We start from the raw sequence: 19292 nt of genomic DNA on the forward strand, positions 1-19292 counted from the left end.
CGCCGGCAGGGGACGATCGACGCCCGGGTGAGCAAGCGGCGGTCGAACGACGCGGCGGAACACCGCCCGAGGTGGACCGCGCCGCGGCATCTCGACGCGCGATCGCGGCACGACGCGAGCGCGCCGCACTCAAGCGTGACGTGACCACCCGCGTCATCACACCGCAGGAGCTGCTGCGGCGCGCGTGGGCCGCACCCGAATCGGCCGCTGCCGCGATGCGCGCCCCGGACTTCCTGACGTCGATCCCCGCCATCGGCGAGGGAAAGCGCGACCGCATCCTGGCGCAGCTCAGCATTTCGCCGGTCAAGCGACTCGGCGGCCTGGGTACCCGGCAACGCAAGGATCTGAGCGCCTTCCTCGACGAGCGGCTCCCCGAGCCCGAACCGCGTCCGGGCCGCAGCCGGCTCATCGTGCTGGCGGGACCGACCGCCGTCGGCAAGGGCACGGTCGCCGCGCACATCCAAGAGCACCACCCCGAGATCCTGCTGTCCGTTTCGGCGACCACCCGTCCGCCGCGACCGGGCGAGGAGGATGGTCGCCACTATTTCTTCGTCGACGACGCGGAGTTCGATCGGATGGTCGACGCCGGTGAACTGCTCGAGCACGCCACCGTGCACAACCAGTACCGCTACGGCACGCCGCGTGAGCCGATCGAGCGAGCGCTGAACGAGGGCCGGACGGTGTTGCTCGAGATCGACCTGCAGGGTGCGCGGCAGGTGCGCCGCAGCATGCCCGACGCGATGCTGGTTTTCCTCCTGCCGCCGAGCTGGGACGAACTCGTGAACCGTCTGGTGGGTCGCGGGACCGAGAACGCCGAAGAGCGCGCGCGCCGCCTGAAGACGGCGAAGCGGGAACTCGCGGCACAACCCGAATTCGACTACCTGGTCGTCAACGAGGACGTCGCCACGGCGGCCGATGAGGTCGCGGCGCTCGCACAGGCCTGATCCGGCCGAGATCCTGGCCCGATATAGCACGCAGGGGCGTTCGATTTCGGAAAGTTACGACCGGATGTGCCCTTTGTTGCGCGGTCGTCCACGATGATGACGTGCCCGCAACCGTCCTCGACCTCGCTGCAGCGCGCCTTCCCGAAACCGCCCCGCGGGCGGAAGGCGTGCAGCTCGAGGGCGTGTCCCGTACGTTCCCCACGACACGCGGCTCGCGCGAGGTGCTGCGCAACGTAGATCTCGACGTACGGCACGGCGAGATCGTCGCGATCGTGGGTCCCTCCGGCTGCGGCAAGTCGACCCTGCTCCGTATGCTCGGCGGCCTGGATGCCCCCACGAGCGGTTCGATCCGCGTCGGCGGCGCTCCGGTGACCGACACGGATGCGCGTACCGCCGTCGCCTTCCAGGAACCGCGGCTGCTCGCCTGGCGAACACTCGCCCAGAACGTGCAGCTGGGGCTGCCGCGCGGGACCCGCCGCAGCGCCCGCGCGGGCGCCGATCGGGTGCGCCAACTGCTGGACCTGGTCGGTCTTGCGCACGCCGCGGATCAGAAGCCCCGCGAGGTCTCGGGCGGGATGGCCCAGCGCGCCTCGCTCGCGCGCGCGCTCGCACGCAACCCCGAGGTCCTCCTCCTGGATGAGCCCTTCGGCGCTCTCGACGCACTGACCCGGCTGCGCATGCAGGACCTGCTGCTCGACATCCACGCGGCTCAACCGACGACCGTCGTCCTCGTGACGCACGACGTGGAAGAGGCCCTGTTCCTCGCCGATCGCGTCCTGCTTCTGCGTTCCCTCGACGCGACATCGGACACTGCCGCATCCGCCGGTTCGATCGCCCGAACAATCGATGTCCCGGGGGAGCGCCCCCGCGACCGCGCCGACCGTGCGCTCACAGAGTTGCGCGCCGAACTCCTCCAGGGGCTCGGCGTCGACACCCACCACCACAACAACCCCTCCGAGGAGACCCGATGAGTACCACCATCCGCCGCACCGTTCCCGCGATCATCGTGGCCGGCGCGATGATGATGCTCGCCACGGGGTGCGTCGCGGGCGAGAACGCCGCGGCCTCCGACGCGGAGGCCTCGAGCGGAACGCAGGAGTGGTCGACCGACACGCTGTCGATCGACTTCGCCACCTACAACCCGCTCAGCCTGATCATCAAGGATCAGGGCCTTCTCGAAGAAGCGCTGGGCGACAGCGTGACCGTCGAGTGGGTGCAGTCCGCCGGTTCCAACAAGGCGAACGAGTTCTTGCGCGCCGGATCGATCGACGTCGGCTCGACCGCCGGCTCGGCCGCGCTCCTGGCCCGCGCCAACGGTTCGCCCATCCAGGTCATCGACATCTATTCGCAGCCCGAATGGTCCGCGATCGTGGTCGGCGCCGACAGCGACATCACCTCGGTCGCCGATCTGAAGGGCAAGTCCGTTGCCGCGACGGCGGGCACCGACCCGTACTTCTTCCTGCTGCAGGCTCTCGAGACCGAGGGCCTCACCGTCGACGACATCGAGGTGCAGAACCTGCAGCACGCCGACGGGCGCGCTGCGCTCGACAGCGGCTCCGTCGACGCCTGGGCGGGGCTCGACCCGATCATGGCCGCGGCCGAAGTCGAAGCCGGCGACAAGCTGATCTATCGCAATGTCGACTTCAACTCGTACGGCTTCCTCAACGCGACCGAGGAGTTCATCACGGATCACGCCGACGTCGCACAGGTCGTCGTCGATGCCTACGAAGAGGCGCGCGCATGGGCGCTCGAGAACCCGGACGAGACGGCTGCACTGCTGGCCGAGGTTGCGGGCATCGACCCGGACGTTGCGAACACGGTCATCCAGGAACGCTCCAACCTCGACGTCAGCGGCGTGCCCGGTAAGGCTCAGCTCGCGGTGCTCGAGGTCATCGCGCCCGTCCTCGTGGCGTCCGGCTCGGTCCAGGGCGGCGAGGCAGACGTGAACAAGGCGCTCGACACGATCATCAACGCGACGTTCGCCAAGAAGGCGACCGAGGGTTGATGACCGCCACATCGACCGGTACCCCGCTGAGCCCGGACGCCGCCGTGCGCCCGGGCTCAGCGCGGCGTTCGTTCTGGGAACGTCGATCCGTCCGCATCGTCGGGGGACTGCTGGTGCCCCTCGCGATCCTCGGCGTCTGGCAGGCCGTCACGGCGTCGGGACTCATCCCGTCCTATCGGCTGCCGCCACCCGTGACCGTTGTGCAGGCCGCGATCCAACTCGCGGACAGTGGCGACCTGTGGATCCACATCGCGATCTCCGTCCAGCGCGTGCTGCTCGGGTTCGCCATCGGTTCGGGCATCGGACTCGCGGGTGCAGCGATCGTGGGCCTCACGCGGGCCGGAGACATCCTGCTCAGCCCGACGCTCGCGGCGATCCGCGCCGTGCCGTCCCTGGCTCTCGTACCGCTTCTGCTGCTCTGGATGGGCATCGGCGAGGACTCGAAGGTGACCCTGATCGCGATCGGCGCCTTCTTCCCCGTCTTCACCACGGTCAGCGCCGCACTGCGCCAGGTCGACCCGCAGTCGGTCGAAATGGCGCGCTCGTTCAGCCTGCGTGGCTTCGCCCTGTTCCGCACGGTGCAGCTGCCCGCCGTCGTCCCGTCGATCATGTCGGGCCTGCGACTGGCTCTCGCGCAGTCGTGGCTCTTCCTGGTCGCTGCGGAACTCATCGCCGCGTCCATGGGTCTCGGCTGGTTGCTGACGGACTCGCAGTCGACCGGCCGTGTCGACCGCATCCTGCTCGCGATCGTGTTGCTCGCCCTGCTCGGCACACTGACCAACGGCATCCTGAGCCTGGTGCAGAAGTATCTGCTCCGCCGGTGGATCTGACGTGAGCGCACCGCTTTCCGCCGACGCGGCGGTCATCTCTGAGGCACGTCTGATCGAGGCGCGCGAGTATCCGCCGCCCGCGGCCTTCGCGGCGCAGGCGAATGTGACCGCGGCCGCCTACGCGGATGCCGCGGCGGATCCGCTCGCCTTCTGGGAACGGGCCGCCGAGCGCCTCGAATGGTCCGAGCCCTGGCAGAGCGTGCTCGACTGGCAGCCGCCGGTGCCGGATGCCTCGGGGGAGCTGTCGGTTCCGAGTGCGAGCTGGTTCGTCGGAGGGCGCCTCAACGTGGCCCACAACTGCGTCGACCGGCATGTCGCGGCCGGGCGCGGGAGCAAGGTCGCGCTGCACTTCGAGGGCGAACCGGGCGATCACGTCACCGTGACGTACGCGGACCTCCAGCGCCGCGTCTCGCGGGCGGCGAACGCGCTGCTGGGGCTCGGTATCGAACCCGGCGACCGTGTCGTGGTATACCTGCCCGTGCTCGTCGAGACGGTGGTCATCGCCCTCGCGTGCGCCCGGATCGGTGCCGTGCACTCGCTCGTGTTCGGCGGATTCTCGGCCGAGGCCGTGCGATTCCGCGTGCAGGACACGGGCGCGAAGCTGCTCGTCACGAGCGACGGTCAGTTCCGGCGCGGGACGGCCGTCGCGGTCAAGTCCGCCGCCGACGAGGCCGTCCAGGGACTCGACCACGTCGAGCGCGTCCTCGTCGTCCGGCGCACGGGCCAGGACGTGCCGTGGACGGAGGGTCGCGACGTGTGGTGGCACGACGTCGTCGACGCCGCTTCCGACCAGCACGAACCGCAGGCGTTCGAGTCCGAGCATCCGCTGTTCATCATCTACACGTCGGGAACGACCGGGAAGCCCAAGGGACTGGTGCACACGAGCGGCGGCTATCTGACGCACGCCAGCTGGGCGCACTGGGCGCACTTCGATGCGAAACCCGACGATGTCCACTGGTGTACGGCCGACCTCGCGTGGGTGACGGCGCACACGTACGAGATCTACGGGCCGCTCTCGAACGGGCTCACGCAAGTGATCTACGAGGGGACTCCGGACACCCCGGATCGCGAACGGCACCTCGAGATCATCGAGCGGTACGGCGTGACGGTGTACTACACGTCGCCGACCCTGATCCGCACCTTCATGACGTGGTTCGGCGAGTCGCTGCCGGGCGGACACGACCTGTCGACGCTGCGCCTGCTCGGTACGGTCGGCGAAGCGATCAACCCCGCGGCGTGGGTGTGGTTCCGCGAGACGTTCGGTCGCGGCGAGCTGCCGATCGTCGACACGTGGTGGCAGTCCGAGACGGGCGCCGCCATGATCGCGCCCCTGCCCGGCGTCACGACGCTCAAGCCGGGCTCGGCATCCATCGGGCTCCCCGGCATCGATGTCGGCGTCGTAGACGAGGACGGCCGTCCCGTCGAGGCGGGCCGGTCGGGCACCCTCGTGGTGCGGCGGCCGTGGCCGGGCATGGCACGCACCGTCTGGGGGAACCCGACGCGCTATCGGGACTCGTACTGGTCGCAGTTCGCGGGTCGGGGCGCGTACGGCGGGTTCTACGTCGCCGGAGACGGGGCGACGGTGGATGCGGACGGCTACATCTGGATCCTCGGGCGCCTGGACGACGTGCTCAACGTCTCGGGCCACCGCATGTCGACGATCGAGATCGAGTCCGCCCTCGTCTCGCACGACACCGTGGGTGAGGCGGGTGTGGCAGCCGTCCCCGATCCGGTCACGGGTCACGCGGTCGCGGCGTTCGTCGTCGTATCCGGCGCGGGCGATCTGTCCGCCGCGGACCTCCGAGCTCACGTTGCGCGTGAGATCGGCCCGATCGCCAAACCCAAACACCTGCTCGTCGTGCCCGAGCTGCCGAAGACGCGGTCGGGCAAGATCCTGCGCCGCCTGCTGGCGCAGCTGTGGGAGGCTGAGCAGGATCGCCGCGCGGGGCGCCCATCCGCCGCCCTCGGCGACACCACGTCGTTGCAGAACCCCTGGGCCGTCGACGACATCGCGGCCGCACTCACCTCCGCGTGAGCCGCACGGAACAGAGCACAGCCCTGAGCCGCACCGTAAACACAGCCCTGAGCCCCACCGTAGCTAGAGAGAAGACATGACCGAAGATCACCGGTTCGGATTCCGGACGCGCGCCCTGCACGCGGGCGCGACCCCGGATGCCTCGACGGGAGCCCGCGCGGTCCCGATCTACCAGACCTCGTCGTTCGTCTTCGATGACGCGACGGATGCCGCGAACCTGTTCGCCCTGCAGAAGTACGGCAACATCTACTCGCGCATCGGCAACCCGACCGTCGCGGCCCTCGAAGAGCGACTCGCATCGCTCGAGGGCGGCATCGGCGCGGTGGCCACGGCATCCGGCATGAGTGCGGAGTTCATCACCTTCGCCGCACTGGTCGGTCACGGCGACCACGTCGTGGCATCGGGCCAGCTGTACGGCGGCACGGTCACGCAGCTCGACGTGACCCTGCGCCGCTTCGGCGTCGAGACGACGTTCGTGCCCTCGAGCGATCCGGCCGACTACGCCGCCGCGATCCGGCCCGAGACGAAGGTGCTCTACGTCGAGACGATCGGCAACCCCTCCGGCGAGATCGCCGACATCGAAGGGCTCGCCGAGGTCGCCCACGCGGCGGGCATCCCGCTCGTGGTCGACTCGACCCTCGCGACTCCGTACCTCGCGCGTCCGCTCGAACACGGCGCCGACATCGTGATCCACTCCGTCACGAAGTTTCTCGGCGGACACGGCACGACCCTCGGCGGCGTCGTCATCGAGAAGGGCACGTTCGACTGGGGCAACGGCAAATTCCCGCAGATGACCGAGCCCGTCGCGTCCTACGGCGGCATCAGCTGGTGGGACAACTTCGGCGAGTACGGATTCCTCACCAAGCTGCGCTCCGAGCAGCTCCGCGACATCGGCCCGGCGCTCAGCCCGCACTCCGCCTTCCTGTTGCTGCAGGGCGTCGAGACCCTGCCGCAGCGCATCGACGCGCACCTCGCCAACGCCCGCATCGTCGCCGAGTGGCTCGACACCGACCCCCGCGTCTCGTTCGTGACGTGGGCGGGACTCGACGAGCACCCCCATCGCGAACGCGCGGCCAAGTACCTGCCGCTCGGGCCGGGGTCGGTCTTCGCGTTCGGCGTGCGGCCGTCGGGCGAGTTCGCCACGGAGGAAGAGCGGCTCGTCGCCGCGCGAGGAGCGGGGGAGGCCGTCATCGAGGCTCTGCGCCTGGCCTCCCACCTCGCCAACATCGGGGATGCGCGCACACTCGTCATCCATCCCGCATCCACCACCCACCAGCAGCTGAGCTCGGCGCAGCTCGTCGCCGCGGGCGTGCCCGCGGATCTGATCCGCATCTCGGTCGGACTCGAAGACCCGGAAGACATCCTGTGGGATCTGGATCAGGCCCTCGCGGCCGCGACGGGGGTGCAGCGATGAGCGCGTCATGCGAACTTCCGCAGCGACCGGCTGTCACCGAGCCCGCGGTTCCCGCCGTCGAGACCGGCGCCGCGTGCGCGCTTCCCGGCTCGGTCGTCGCGGGAGCCCCCGAGCGGACCTGGGCGGCACCGGGTGCACAGGACCGGTACGAAATCCTGCGCACGGCGAAGTCGATCGCGATCGTCGGCGCGTCCGACAATCCCGCGCGCGCGAGCTACTTCGTCGCGACGTACCTCCTCGGCAGCTCGCCCTACGACGTGTACTTCGTCAATCCGCGCGCCACGAGCATCCTCGGACGTCCCGTGTACGCGTCGCTCGCCGATCTGCCCGTCGTACCCGACATCGTCGACGTCTTCCGTCGACACGACGACCTGCCGGGCGTCGCACAGGAGGCGGTGGATGTCGGAGCCGCCGCGCTCTGGCTCCAGCTCGGCTCATGGAACGAGCATGCCGCGGCGATCGCGGAGGCCGCGGGCCTCTCGGTCGTGATGGATCGTTGCATCAAGATCGAGCACGCGCGTTTTCACGGTGGGCTCCACCTCGCGGGGTTCGACACCGGGGTGATCAGCTCGAAACGGCAGCTGCGGTCGCGCTGATCCCCGCGAGCGTGGTGCCGTCACGGATCGTGCTCGCGTAGAATGAACGGATGCGTGCGCTCAGGCGCGTGCCGAAATCTTCCGGACCGATTGCGTCCGGGCCCCGATCGAGAGGATCCGCCATGGCTGGAACGAGCGAAGGCATCATCGACCCGTCCCTGGACGCGCTGCTGCAGAAGAAGGACGCCAACGGCGACGCGATCTCGAAGTACCAGCTCGTGATCTATGCAGCCAAGCGCGCGCGTCAGATCAACGACTACTACTCAGACCTGCACGAGGGCAACCTGTTCGACAACGTGGGTCCGCTGGTCGACTCGTCCGTCGAGGACAAGCCGCTCACGATCGCGATGCACGAGATCAACGAAGACAAGCTGCGCCTGCGCGGCACCGAGGCGTAAAGACTCCGCAGCAATCCCGGCCGCCCGCAGAGACCCTTCCGTCCCGGGCGGACGCCGCCGAGCGATGTCGGCGGGCCGCGTCATACTGACCGGCACACTGGTGCGCGAGCACCCGACTGGAGCACCGATGAGCGATCTGCGACTGTTCACGTCCGAATCCGTGACCGAGGGCCACCCCGACAAGATCTGCGACCAGATCAGCGACAGCATCCTGGACGCGATCCTCGCCGAGGATCCGCTCGGGCGCGTGGCGGTCGAGACCCTCGTGACAACGGGCCTGGTGCACGTTGCCGGTGAGGTGTCCACGTCTGCCTATGTCGAGATCCCGGCGATCGTTCGCCAGGTCGTGAATCGCATCGGCTACACCTCGAGCGAGACCGGCTTCGACGGCGACTCCTGCGGGGTGAGCGTCTCGATCGGTGCGCAGTCGTCCGACATCGCCGCTGGTGTGAACAAGGCATTCGAGCAGCGCGAGCAGCGTTCGGTCGACCCGCACGACGAGCAGGGTGCCGGCGACCAGGGCATCATGTTCGGCTACGCGACCACCGAGACGCCGCAGCTCATGCCGATGGCCAGCTGGACCGCGCACCGCATGGCGGAGCGCCTCGCGGACGTTCGTCGTGAGGGGCGCTTGCCTTTCCTGCGTCCCGATGGCAAGACTCAGGTCACGCTCGGCTACGACGGACCGACGCCGAAGACCGTCGACTCCGTCGTCCTGTCCACGCAGCACCATCCCGACATCTCTCAGGAGGAGTTGCGTGCACTGGTGCGTGCCGAGGTCATCGATCCCGTACTGGCCAGCACGGGTCTCGACATGCCAGACGTGAAGTACTACATCAACCCCGCGGGACCGTTCCTGGTCGGCGGGCCCAAGGGCGACGCGGGCCTGACGGGCCGCAAGATCATCATCGACACCTACGGGGGAGCGTCGCGACACGGTGGCGGTGCATTCAGCGGCAAGGATCCCTCGAAGGTCGACCGCTCCGGCGCCTACGCGATGCGCTGGGTCGCGAAGAACGCGGTGGCCGCCGGACTCGCCGACCGCCTCGAGGTTCAGGTCGCGTACGCGATCGGCAAGGCGCGCCCCGTCGGCATCTATGTCGAGTCGTTCGGCACCGGGCGCGTCGACGACGCCGAGATCACCCGTGCGATCACCGCGGTCTTCGACCTGCGTCCCGCCGCGATCATCGAGCAGCTCGACCTCCTCCGTCCGATCTACGCGCAGACGGCCGCCTACGGGCACTTCGGACGCGAGCTGCCCGACTTCACGTGGGAGCGGCTCGACCGCGTCGAAGAACTGCGCACAGCAGCCGGACTCTGACCATGGCAGGACTTCCGGTGGCTCGAGTGCTGCTGGATTCGCCGCTGCCGCAGCTCGACCGCCTGCTCGACTACGCGGTCCCATCCGCAATGGACGACGCCGTCGTGCCGGGCGTGCGGGTGCGGGTACCACTCCGCACGGTCGGACGCCTGGTCGATGCGTATGTCGTCGAGCGCGGCGAGGCTGTCGATCCCGACCGCCCGCTGTCAGAGATCGACGCGGTCGTCTCGGATGTGCGTCTGCTGCCCGAACGCCTCTATATGCTCGCCCGCCGCGTGGCGGACCGCGCGGCGGGGTCGGCCTCGGACATCCTGCGCCTCGCGATACCCAAGCGACAGGTGCGTGTCGAGAAGACCTGGGTCGCGGGGGAGCGACCGACCGTGCCCGAGATCGCCGAGGATCGCGTGGCTGCGGCCGAACGCACCCTGGGCTTCTACCCGGGGCTCTGGCCCGCGATCGACGAGGGCGGGCGGATAGCGCTCGACGCGCCGCCTCGACCGACGCGTACCGCCTCCGGTGAAGCCGTGGGCGAGTGGGCGCTTCTGCTCGCGGCCGCCGCGACACGCACCCTGGCCGCGGGCCGTAGCGCGATCGTCGTCGCCCCGGATCACCGTGACCTCGACCAGCTCGCGCGGGCGCTGGCAGACATCGTGCCCGCGGACGCCGTCCTGCGCGACGATTCGGCCCGCAGCGCGGCGGAACGCTACCGCGGCTATCTGCGACTACTCGAGGATGCTCCGGTGATCGTCATCGGCAACCGTTCCGCCGTGTACGCCCCGGTCTCGCGGCTCGGTCTCGTCGCGATCTGGAACGACGGCGATCCTCTGCTGGAAGAGCCGCTCGCTCCCTACGTCCACGCGCGCGACGCGGCGCTCGTGCGGCAGGGCCTCGAGGGTGGCGCGCTGTTGTTCGCGGGACATACCCGCACGACGGATGTCGAGCGGCTCGTCGGAATCGGCTGGGTACGAGACATCCCCGCAACGCGCCGGACCGCACCGCGCGTCGTGCTGAGCGCGACACGCGAGGGCGAGCGGCCCGGTGTGCGCGTGCCGTCGGCGGCCTTCGCGGCGGCGCGAGAAGCCCTGGCGCATGGGCCCGTGCTCGTGCAGGTCTCACGCCCCGGCTACGCGCCCGTGCTGATCTGCGACGGCTGCCGCCGCGCCGCCCGTTGCGCGCACTGTGCGGGGCCTCTGCAGGCCGAGCGTCGCGGCGCGATGCCGAACTGCCGCTGGTGCGGGCGCGGCGCAACCGGATGGCACTGCCCGCACTGCGAGCAGACGAAGTTCCGGCTCGCATCGGCGGGGAGCATCCGCACCGCCGACGAACTCGGCCGGGCATTCCCCGACACGCGGGTGATCGTCGCCGATGGCACGCATCCCGTACTCGAAGTCGACGATCGACCGGCGCTGGTCATCGCCACCCGCGGGGCCGAGCCTTTCGCGGCCGGCGGATACCGCGCGGTCGTCCTGCTCGACGGCGACCGCATGTTGATGTCGGATGCCCTGCGCATCGGCGAGGCGTGTCTGCGCTGGTGGTCGGATGCGGCGGCGTTGGCCGCCCCCGGCGCCCCGGTCCATCTCGTCGGAGTCGCGGGTGCCGTGGGCCGTGCGCTCGCGACCTGGACACAGGCGGCATACGCACGTGCCGAGCTCGAGGACCGCGCCCCGCTGCGGATGCCGCCGACCTACCGCGTCGCGTCCCTCGAGGGTGATCTCGTCGCGGTGGAACGGGCGGTCACCGAGCTGCGGACAGCGGTTGCGCTGGACCCGGACGCCGTCATCGGGCCCGTCGAGATCCCTGCCGACCCGCTGGCGACGCGGCCCGGTCCGGCGGCGCGCGTCCTGGTGCGTTTCGACTACGCGCAGGGTCCCGCCGTGACGACGAGCCTGCGTGCAGCGGTCGTCGCTGCGGCACTGCGCGGCCGCCGCGGACCGAGGGCAGGTGGACCGGGCACGGCTGCCTCGCGGAATACACTCAGAGTGCGGGTCGATCTGGCCGACCCAGAGCTCTAGGAGGCGTCATGCGGCTCGTATTCGCCGGGACGCCCGACGTCGCGGTGCCCTCGCTCGGGGTGCTCGTGGCCGAAGGGCACGAGATCGTCGGAGTCGTGACGCGGCCCGACGCCCCTCAGGGGCGTTCGCGCAAGCTGACGCCGTCACCGATCGCGTCGGCCGCCGAGAGTCAGGGCCTGCGCGTCATCCGCGCCGCTCGTCTCGACGATGCGGCCACGGCCGAGATTCGCGATCTCGAGCCGGAGCTGGGCGTCATCGTGGCATACGGCGGTCTCGTGCGGGAGCCGCTGCTGAGCACGCCGACGCACGGATGGATCAACCTCCACTTCTCGCTCCTTCCACGGTGGAGGGGCGCCGCGCCCGTGCAACACGCACTCATCGCGGGCGACGAACTGACCGGGGCGAGCGTCTTCCAGCTCGTCGCCGAACTCGACGCGGGCGACGTCTTCGCCGAGCGCAGCTACCGCGTCCCCGCCGATGCGACGGCCGGCGATGTCCTCGTCGACCTGGCGGGCCTCGGTGCCGAATTACTGCGCGATGTCGTCGCGGGCATCGAATCCGGTCGGATGACGGCCGCGCCTCAGGTGGGTGAGGCGACGTTCGCGCCCAAGCTCACGCTCGATGACGGACGCATCCGCTGGGAAGAGTCCGCACGGCAGGTTCTCGGGCGGATTCGCGGGACGACCCCCGAGCCCGGAGCATTCACGACGGTCAACGGGCAACGGCTGAAGGTGCTCACGGCGCGCTCGCACGAGGCGCACATCGCCTTGCGGCCGGGCGAGATCGCGGCGGCGGGCCGAGACATCCTGATCGGGACCGGCACGGATGCGATTCTGATCGATCGCGTCCAACCCGCGGGACGACAGGCGATGGCAGCGGGCGACTGGTGGCGGGGGCTTCGGACCGCCGAGCTGAGGGCGGGCGAGTGAAGATCCAACCGGCACGCCGCGTGGCGTACGAAGTTCTGACGGCCGTCTCGGATTCGGATGCGTACGCCAATCTGCTGCTTCCGGTCGGCATCGGCCGGGCGGGACTCGGCCCCGCGGACGCGGGACTCGCGACCGAACTGACCTACGGCACACTTCGGCGCCGCGGGTACTACGACGCCGTGATCGAGCTGGCCTCGCGCCGGAAGGTCGGCGCGATCGACGCCCCCGTGCTCGACGCGCTCCGGATGACCGTGCATCAGCTGCTCTCGACCCGTGTCGCCTCGCACGCGGCCGTGCACGAGGGTGTGGAGCTCGTCCGGGTGTATGGCGGCAGCGGGGCCACGGGTTTCGCGAACGGGGTGCTGCGCGCTATCGCGCGCGAAGATCCCGGCACCTGGCGCGAACGCGTGCTGGCCACGGCGCGGAACACGGACGAGCGCCTCTCGCTGGAGCACGCGCATCCGACGTGGATCGTCCGCGCTTTCCGTCGAGCTCTGGCCGCCGAAGGCCGCGGGGATGAACTCGAGGCGCTGCTCGCCGCAGACAACGCCTCTCCCTCGGTCACCATGGCAGCCCTCACCGGCCTCGCCGACGTCCCGGCGGATGCGACGCGAACGCTGTACTCGCCTCTCGGCTTCCGTGCGGGCGGCGGGGATCCCGAGCCCTTGGTCATCGGTTCCGGTGGTCGTCTGCGCGTGCAGGACGAGGGCTCGCAACTCGCGGCACTCGCGCTGACCCGCGCCCGCGAGATCCGAGCGGGGGAGCGCTGGCTCGATCTGTGCGCCGGGCCCGGGGGCAAGACCGCGGTGCTCGCCGCCGAGGCTCGGGGCGAGGCATCCGTCGACGCCAACGAGGTCTCGCCCGCGCGCGCGGGACTCGTGCGTCGTGCGCTCGAGGGTGTTCCGGCGACGGTCGAGGTGACAGAGGAGGATGGTCGCACGCGCGTCGATCGCGACCTGGGCGGTTACGACCGCGTGCTGGTGGACGCGCCATGTACCGGGCTCGGCGCACTTCGCCGGCGGCCCGAGGCGCGGTGGCGCAAGGGGCCCGAGGATGTCCCGCAGCTCACGTCACTGCAGGGTGAGCTGTTCGACGCGGGGGTGCGGGCGCTGCGGCCGGGCGGCATCCTGGCCTACGTGACGTGTTCGCCGCATCTCGCCGAGACGGTCGGCGTGACGCGCGAGGGCGTGCGGCGGTGGGCGGGCGAGCTCACGCAACTCGACGCCCGGGCGGTTGTTCGCGACGTGGCACGCGCACCGATCGATCTGCCCGAGGCATCCGACGATGCCCTGCACGTCCAGCTGTGGCCGCACCGGCACGGCACCGACGGGATGTTCATCGCCCTGTTCGAGCGCACCGCCTGACGACCGCGCGGGCTCAGTCGAGGAAGTGCAGGCGTCCGCCGTGCGCCTCGAGCTGACGCCGCAGCAGCTCCAGGGCGGCCGGATGCGCGCGGGCCAGCGCACTCGCATCCACCAGGATCGCGTCGTCGGTGACCGCTCCGTCGGCAAGGTCGCTCAGCACCCCGATGACCCGCTCGGCGCCGCTGAAGGCGAGTTCGCCGCCCAGGTGCACGATGACGCGACCCTTTTCGCGGTCGATGCGGATGCCCGGTTCGGCGATCGCCTCGTGCGGCTCGAAGACGTGCATCCCGAACTCACCCGACATGCGTTCGAGGATCTGGATGCCTCGGACGCTGTTGCCGTGCCGATCCAGACGCGGGCTGAACGTCGCGACCCCGAACTGCGACGGAGCGATCGCGAGCAGCGCACCGCTCACCCCGCTCTTGGCCGGAAGCCCCACGCGTAGCAGCCACTCACCGGAGTAGTCGTACATGCCGCAGCTCGCCATCACCGACACGACGTCGCGCGCCACGTCCTCGCGCACGACGCGTTCGCCCGTCACGGGGTTCACTCCGCCGAACGCGAGGGTCGCGCCCATGACGGCCAGATCCCGCACGGTGACCAGGATGGAACACTGCCGGAAGTATGTCTCGACGACCGTCGGGACGTCGCCCCGGATGATGTCGTGCGAGCGTGTCAGATAGGCGAGCGCGCGGTTGCGGTGTCCGGTTTCGGATTCGCCGCGGTAGACCTCTTCGTCGACCGTGAGCGATCGTCCCGCGAAGCGCGAGAGCCCCTGGACGATCGTCTCGGCGCGTGAGATCTCGTCGCCGGCACGTCCGGTTTCTCCGAGCAGCGACGACGTCACGATCGCGCCCGCGTTGACCATGGGGTTCGCGGGGCGGCCCGTTCCCGCCTCGAGACTTATCGCGTTGAAGGGCTCGCCGCTCGGCTCGACGCCGACCCGTGCGAAGACGGCATCGCGACCGAGTTCTTCGAGGGCGAGGGCGAGCACGAACGGTTTCGAGACGGACTGGATCGTGAACGCGACGTGATCGTCGCCCACCGAGGTCACGCGGCCGCGCGGCCCGACGACCGCGAAAGCCAGGCGCTCCGGGTCGGCCGCGGCGAGGGAGGGGATGTAGTCGGCGACCTGTCCGTCGTCGTGCCCGCGCACGTCGTCCAGCACGGTCTCGAGCATGCGCACGATGGGATCCACGCCCTGACCCTATCGGGCGCGTCGCCGCGCCCGTCGCTCACCGAGAGGACGCGACATGCCGTGCGCGCCCGTGCACGGACGGCATGTCGCGTCCTCTCGCGGGGCACTGGTGTGCTCGACGGGCGCGCAGCACGGCGCCTCGCTGGGCGCGGGGGCACGGGGGCACGTCGGCATAATGAACAGGTGCCCCAGACAGAGCTTCCCCCCGCCCCGCGAATCAACCCGAGCATCCTCGCCGCGGATTTCGTCAACCTGCAGGCGGACCTCGAGCGGATCGCCGCTGCCGATTTCGTCCACGTCGACGTCATGGACAACCATTTCGTCCCGAACCTGACGTTCGGGCCCCAGATGGTGGAGCGGATCCAGGCGACGAGCCCCATCCCGCTCGATGTGCACCTGATGATCGACGACCCCGACAGGTGGGCGCCCGGGTACGCCGAGCTCGGCGCCGCATCCGTCACCTTTCACCTCGAGGCGGCGACCGATCCGGTCGCTCTGGCACGAAAGCTCCGCCAGATCGGGGCGCGCGCCGGTGTAGCGGTCAAACCGGATACCCCGGTCGATGGCCTGTTCGATGTGCTCGACGAGTTCGACCAGATCCTCGTCATGACCGTCGAGCCCGGCTTCGGCGGTCAGTCCTTCCGCGCGGACACGATGCCCAAGCTTCGGCTGTTGTCCGCAGAGGCACGCCGCCGCGGGTCGCAGGTGTGGCTCCAGGTCGACGGCGGCATCGCCGAATCCACGATCGCGCAGGCCGCCGAGGCCGGCGCCGACACCTTCGTCGCGGGTTCCGCCGTGTTCGGTGCGGAGCGTCCGGATGCGGCGATCGCATCGTTGCGCGCCGGCGCTGCCCGTCACATGCATTGACCGATGCGACTGGCGCCCCGAGCCGTCGAGCGGAGGCTGATGCCGCCGGGCTCTGCGAAGCCGGTAGCCTGACAGGGTGAAGACTTTCGACGAGCTGTTCGCGGAGCTGACGGTCACGGCCGCCGAGCGTCCCGAAGGCTCGGGTACCGTGGCGCAACTCGAGCGTGGTGTGCACGCGATCGGCAAGAAGATCGTCGAAGAAGCCGCCGAGGTCTGGATGGCCGCCGAGTACGAGTCCGACGAGGCCACGGCGGAAGAGATCTCGCAGCTGCTCTACCACCTGCAGGTGCTCATGCTGGCGAAGGGCCTGACGACCGGCGACGTCTACCGACATCTCTGATCGCTCCCGTCCGCCGACCCTCGACCCGAAAGCCCGCATCACCATGTTGCGTATCGCCGTGCCCAACAAGGGCTCGCTCGCCGACACAGCCGCCGACATGCTCGCCGAAGCCGGATACACCGGCCGCCGCGACCCGAAAGACCTGCACGTCATCGACCCGCAGAACGACGTCGAGTTCTTCTATCTCCGCCCCAAGGACATCGCGACCTACGTCGGATCCGGCGCACTCGACGTGGGGATCACGGGGCGGGACCTGCTGCTCGATGCCCGGATGCCCGGCGCCCGAGAGGTCGAGGCACTGGGCTTCGGCGGATCGACGTTCCGGTTCGCCGGTCCTCCCGGTCGCTTCGACTCGGTCAAGGATCTCGAGGGGATGCGGGTCGCCACCGCGTACCCGGGCCTCGTCGACGGATTCCTGGACGAACACGGCGTGGCCGTCGACCTCGTGCCCCTCGATGGCGCGGTCGAGTCCGCGGTCCGTCTCGGGGTCGCGGATGCCGTCGCGGACGTCGTCTCGACCGGCACGACCCTGCGCCAGGCGGGCCTGGAGATCTTCGGTCCGATCATCCTCGAATCCGAGGCCGTGCTGATCGCCGGGCCGGACGAGAAGGAGGGCACCGAGACGCTCCTCCGGCGCCTGCGCGGCGTCATGGTCGCCCGTCGATTCGTCCTCGTCGACTACGACCTGCCCGCGGCCCTGCTCGACAAGGCCGCCGACGTCGCCCCCGGCATCGAATCACCGACGATCTCGCCGCTCCGGGACCCGGAGTGGGTGGCCGTGCGTGTCATGGTCCCGCGTCACGGCGTCAATCGCGTCATGGACGAGCTCTACGCGATCGGAGCCCGCGCCATCCTCGTGACCGCGATCCACGCCGCGAGGTTGTGACGACGTGGCTCTGGTCTGCCGCGTCATCCCGTGCCTCGACGTCGCGGCGGGGCGCGTCGTCAAGGGCGTCAACTTCGCGAACCTGCGGGACATGGGCGATCCGGTCGAACTCGCACGGCTCTACTTCGCGCAGGGCGCCGACGAGATCACGTTCCTCGACGTGACCGCGACCGTCGACGAGCGCGCGACGACCTACGACGTCGTGCGTCGAACCGCCGAAGAGGTCTTCATTCCGCTGACGGTCGGCGGGGGAGTGCGCACCGCCGAGGATGTCGCCCGCCTGCTCGCCGTCGGTGCCGACAAGATCGGGGTCAATTCGGCTGCGATTGCGCGTCCCGCGCTGCTCGACGAGATCGCCGATCGCTTCGGCGCGCAGGTGCTGGTGCTCTCGCTCGACGTCAAGCGCTCCGACGCGAGTGCCTCGGGCTTCGTCGTGACGACCCACGGGGGCCGCACCGAGACGACGCTCGACGCCCTCGAGTGGGCGCGCGAGGCCATCGAGCGCGGCGCGGGCGAACTGCTCGTCAACTCGATCGACGCGGACGGCACGAAGGAAGGATTCGACCTGGAGCTCGTCGGGCTGATGCGCGAGATCGCCAGTGTTCCCGTGATCGCGTCCGGCGGCGCGGGGTCTGCGGCGGATTTCGCACCCGCGATACGCGCCGGGGCAGATGCGGTCCTCGCCGCGAGCGTCTTCCACTCGGGGCAGCTCACCGTCGGGGACGTCAAGGCGGCCATGTCCGCGGACGGGATCGAGGTGCGCGCATGAGCGACGCAGAGTCATCCACTGCCGACACCGACGAGCGCATCGCGCGCGTCGCCTTCAACGACGACGGACTGGTCGCGGCCATCGTGCAGCAGCACGACACCCGCGAGGTCCTGATGCTCGGCTGGATGGATGCGGAGGCACTCCGCCGGACACTCACGAGCGGTCGCGTGACGTTCTGGTCGCGCTCGCGCCGTGAGTACTGGCGGAAGGGCGACACCTCGGGCCACATCCAGCTGGTTCGCGGGGCTCGGCTCGACTGCGACGGCGATGCCGTGCTGTTGAGCGTCGAGCAGGTCGGCCCCGCGTGCCACACCGGCACGCGCACGTGCTTCGACGCCGACGACCTCGCGCCCGCGGTCACCGACACGGCCGCGGTCACCGACACGGCTGCGGCGGACGGCGCGTGAGGATCCGTCGGGCGCGGTCCACGACGGTCCTCCTGCTTCTCGCGGCGGGCGCCCTGCTCCTGATCGCGTCGACGCAGACGTGGTTCGTCGTCGTGCTGCGGGAGAGCCCGGACACACCGCTCGAGGTGAGCGGATCGGCCGCGATGCCGGTCCTCGCACCGCTCGCCCTGGCTGCGCTGGCCGTCGCAGCGGCGACCTCCATCGCGGGCCGCTTCCTGTCCTATGCCGCCGCGGTCCTCGCGGTCCTGCTGGGTTCAGCCCTCACCGTCCTGCTCTGGGCGCCCTCGACGGGCCATACGGCGGCCGCGATCGCCCCCACGGTCACCGAGGCAACGGGGATCGCCGGAACGGATGCGATCGCCGCCCTGGTCCGGCGTGTCGACACCACGGCGTGGCCGATCATCGCGCTGGTGCTGTCCGTTGTGCTGCTCGTCGTCGGGCTGTTCGCCCTGGTAACGGCCCACGCGTGGCCCCGAACGGGACGCCGCTACCGGACGAGCTCTCGCCCGCGTGGTGCCGACGCCGCAGGTCGCGGCGCCGAGCGCGGTCAGTCCGTTGCGGCCTCGGGTGAGACATCCGCGACCTCCTCCGCCCCCCTGGACGCGATCGACTCGTGGGACGACCTCAGCCACGGGTCCGACCCCACGCGCTGACCACCGCAGGCGCCTGCCGACACCGCGGAGTCGGACTTGGGGCCCCGCGCGCTCCCGATAGACTGGGGTGCGCATTCCACCGAAGGAGCCCCCATGAGCCACGACATCGACGACCCCGGTCACGGACACTCGCCGGCCGCCTGGACAGCAGTGGTGATCATGCTGCTCGCCGTCACCATCGGCACCGTCGCATTCGTTGTCGACGTGCCATGGATCGTCTGGGCCTCCGCGGGTCTGCTCGTCGTCGGTCTGCTCGTCGGCTGGGTGATGAAGCGCACCGGATACGGCGTCGGCGGCGCCAAGTCGGCTCCGAAAGCGCATTGA

Annotated in this window: 20 protein-coding genes; 19 read left to right on the plus strand and 1 reads right to left on the minus strand. The window is 70.1% G+C overall.

Going from position 1 to position 19292, the window contains the following annotated elements:
• Window positions 1-71 precede the first annotated feature (71 nt).
• From gmk to CGU35_RS06460, 12 genes are all read left to right on the plus strand, one after another.
• On the plus strand, window positions 72-944 hold the full coding sequence (gmk, locus tag CGU35_RS06405) for a guanylate kinase (protein ID WP_269800324.1): 873 nt from the start codon (window positions 72-74) through the stop codon (window positions 942-944).
• Window positions 945-1045: 101 nt separating this feature from the next.
• On the plus strand, window positions 1046-1915 hold the full coding sequence (locus tag CGU35_RS06410) for an ABC transporter ATP-binding protein (RefSeq protein WP_100810738.1): 870 nt from the start codon (window positions 1046-1048) through the stop codon (window positions 1913-1915).
• Window positions 1912-2949 (plus strand): aliphatic sulfonate ABC transporter substrate-binding protein, encoded by a 1038-nt coding sequence (locus CGU35_RS06415; protein ID WP_100810739.1) that lies wholly within the window; start codon window positions 1912-1914, stop codon window positions 2947-2949. The genes CGU35_RS06410 and CGU35_RS06415 overlap by 4 nt, the downstream gene beginning before the upstream one ends.
• The gene (locus CGU35_RS06420) at window positions 2949-3779 is read left to right on the plus strand and encodes an ABC transporter permease (RefSeq protein WP_100810740.1); all 831 of its coding nucleotides are present in this window, start codon (window positions 2949-2951) and stop codon (window positions 3777-3779) included. The genes CGU35_RS06415 and CGU35_RS06420 overlap by 1 nt, the downstream gene beginning before the upstream one ends.
• 1 nt (window position 3780) lies before the next feature.
• Entirely contained in the window at window positions 3781-5814 is a 2034-nt protein-coding gene (acs, locus tag CGU35_RS06425) for an acetate--CoA ligase (protein ID WP_374935764.1), read from the plus strand.
• A gap of 76 nt (window positions 5815-5890) precedes the next feature.
• Window positions 5891-7228, plus strand: a complete 1338-nt coding sequence (locus CGU35_RS06430) for an O-acetylhomoserine aminocarboxypropyltransferase/cysteine synthase family protein (protein ID WP_100810741.1) — start codon at window positions 5891-5893, stop codon at window positions 7226-7228.
• Window positions 7225-7824, plus strand: a complete 600-nt coding sequence (locus CGU35_RS06435) for a CoA-binding protein (protein ID WP_100810742.1) — start codon at window positions 7225-7227, stop codon at window positions 7822-7824. The genes CGU35_RS06430 and CGU35_RS06435 overlap by 4 nt, the downstream gene beginning before the upstream one ends.
• Before the next feature lie 122 nt (window positions 7825-7946).
• Window positions 7947-8222: a DNA-directed RNA polymerase subunit omega gene (rpoZ, locus tag CGU35_RS06440; protein WP_100810743.1), complete on the plus strand. Its 276-nt coding sequence runs from the start codon at window positions 7947-7949 to the stop codon at window positions 8220-8222.
• Between the two features lie 127 nt (window positions 8223-8349).
• Window positions 8350-9543 carry a methionine adenosyltransferase gene (gene metK, locus CGU35_RS06445; RefSeq protein ID WP_100811319.1) on the plus strand — a complete coding sequence of 398 codons (1194 nt, stop codon included), beginning with the start codon at window positions 8350-8352 and terminating at the stop codon, window positions 9541-9543.
• Window positions 9544-9545: 2 nt separating this feature from the next.
• Window positions 9546-11555: a hypothetical protein gene (locus CGU35_RS06450; RefSeq protein ID WP_100810744.1), complete on the plus strand. Its 2010-nt coding sequence runs from the start codon at window positions 9546-9548 to the stop codon at window positions 11553-11555.
• 8 nt (window positions 11556-11563) lie between these two features.
• Complete coding sequence (gene fmt, locus CGU35_RS06455; RefSeq protein WP_100810745.1) at window positions 11564-12484, plus strand: methionyl-tRNA formyltransferase; 921 nt, start codon at window positions 11564-11566, stop codon at window positions 12482-12484.
• A 2-nt stretch (window positions 12485-12486) separates the two neighbouring features.
• Window positions 12487-13848, plus strand: a complete 1362-nt coding sequence (locus CGU35_RS06460; protein WP_100811320.1) for an RsmB/NOP family class I SAM-dependent RNA methyltransferase — start codon at window positions 12487-12489, stop codon at window positions 13846-13848.
• Window positions 13849-13861: 13 nt separating this feature from the next.
• On the opposite strand, the gene glsA is transcribed toward CGU35_RS06460, so the two are convergent.
• Window positions 13862-15046 (minus strand): glutaminase A, encoded by a 1185-nt coding sequence (gene glsA / locus CGU35_RS06465; RefSeq protein ID WP_100810746.1) that lies wholly within the window; start codon window positions 15044-15046, stop codon window positions 13862-13864.
• Between the two features lie 183 nt (window positions 15047-15229).
• On the opposite strand from glsA, the gene rpe reads away from it, so the two are divergent.
• The 7 genes from rpe to CGU35_RS06500 all read left to right on the plus strand — a co-directional run bounded on the left by rpe (window position 15230) and on the right by CGU35_RS06500 (window position 19292).
• Window positions 15230-15913 (plus strand): ribulose-phosphate 3-epimerase, encoded by a 684-nt coding sequence (gene rpe, locus CGU35_RS06470; RefSeq protein ID WP_100810747.1) that lies wholly within the window; start codon window positions 15230-15232, stop codon window positions 15911-15913.
• Window positions 15914-15989: 76 nt separating this feature from the next.
• Window positions 15990-16253 carry a phosphoribosyl-ATP diphosphatase gene (locus tag CGU35_RS06475; RefSeq protein WP_100810748.1) on the plus strand — a complete coding sequence of 88 codons (264 nt, stop codon included), beginning with the start codon at window positions 15990-15992 and terminating at the stop codon, window positions 16251-16253.
• A gap of 43 nt (window positions 16254-16296) precedes the next feature.
• The gene (hisG, locus tag CGU35_RS06480) at window positions 16297-17139 is read left to right on the plus strand and encodes an ATP phosphoribosyltransferase (RefSeq protein ID WP_100810749.1); all 843 of its coding nucleotides are present in this window, start codon (window positions 16297-16299) and stop codon (window positions 17137-17139) included.
• Window positions 17140-17143: 4 nt separating this feature from the next.
• On the plus strand, window positions 17144-17908 hold the full coding sequence (gene hisF, locus CGU35_RS06485) for an imidazole glycerol phosphate synthase subunit HisF (protein WP_100810750.1): 765 nt from the start codon (window positions 17144-17146) through the stop codon (window positions 17906-17908).
• Window positions 17905-18315, plus strand: coding sequence for a phosphoribosyl-AMP cyclohydrolase (hisI, locus tag CGU35_RS06490; RefSeq protein WP_100810751.1), 411 nt, complete (start codon window positions 17905-17907; stop codon window positions 18313-18315). The genes hisF and hisI overlap by 4 nt, the downstream gene beginning before the upstream one ends.
• Complete coding sequence (locus CGU35_RS06495) at window positions 18312-18968, plus strand: Trp biosynthesis-associated membrane protein (RefSeq protein WP_232711173.1); 657 nt, start codon at window positions 18312-18314, stop codon at window positions 18966-18968. Before hisI ends, CGU35_RS06495 begins: the two co-directional genes overlap by 4 nt.
• A 93-nt stretch (window positions 18969-19061) precedes the next feature.
• Complete coding sequence (locus CGU35_RS06500) at window positions 19062-19292, plus strand: DUF6704 family protein (protein ID WP_100810752.1); 231 nt, start codon at window positions 19062-19064, stop codon at window positions 19290-19292.

The sequence above is a fragment of the Microbacterium sp. BR1 genome, from assembly GCF_002812725.1.
In the GTDB taxonomy this organism is placed as follows: domain Bacteria; phylum Actinomycetota; class Actinomycetes; order Actinomycetales; family Microbacteriaceae; genus Microbacterium.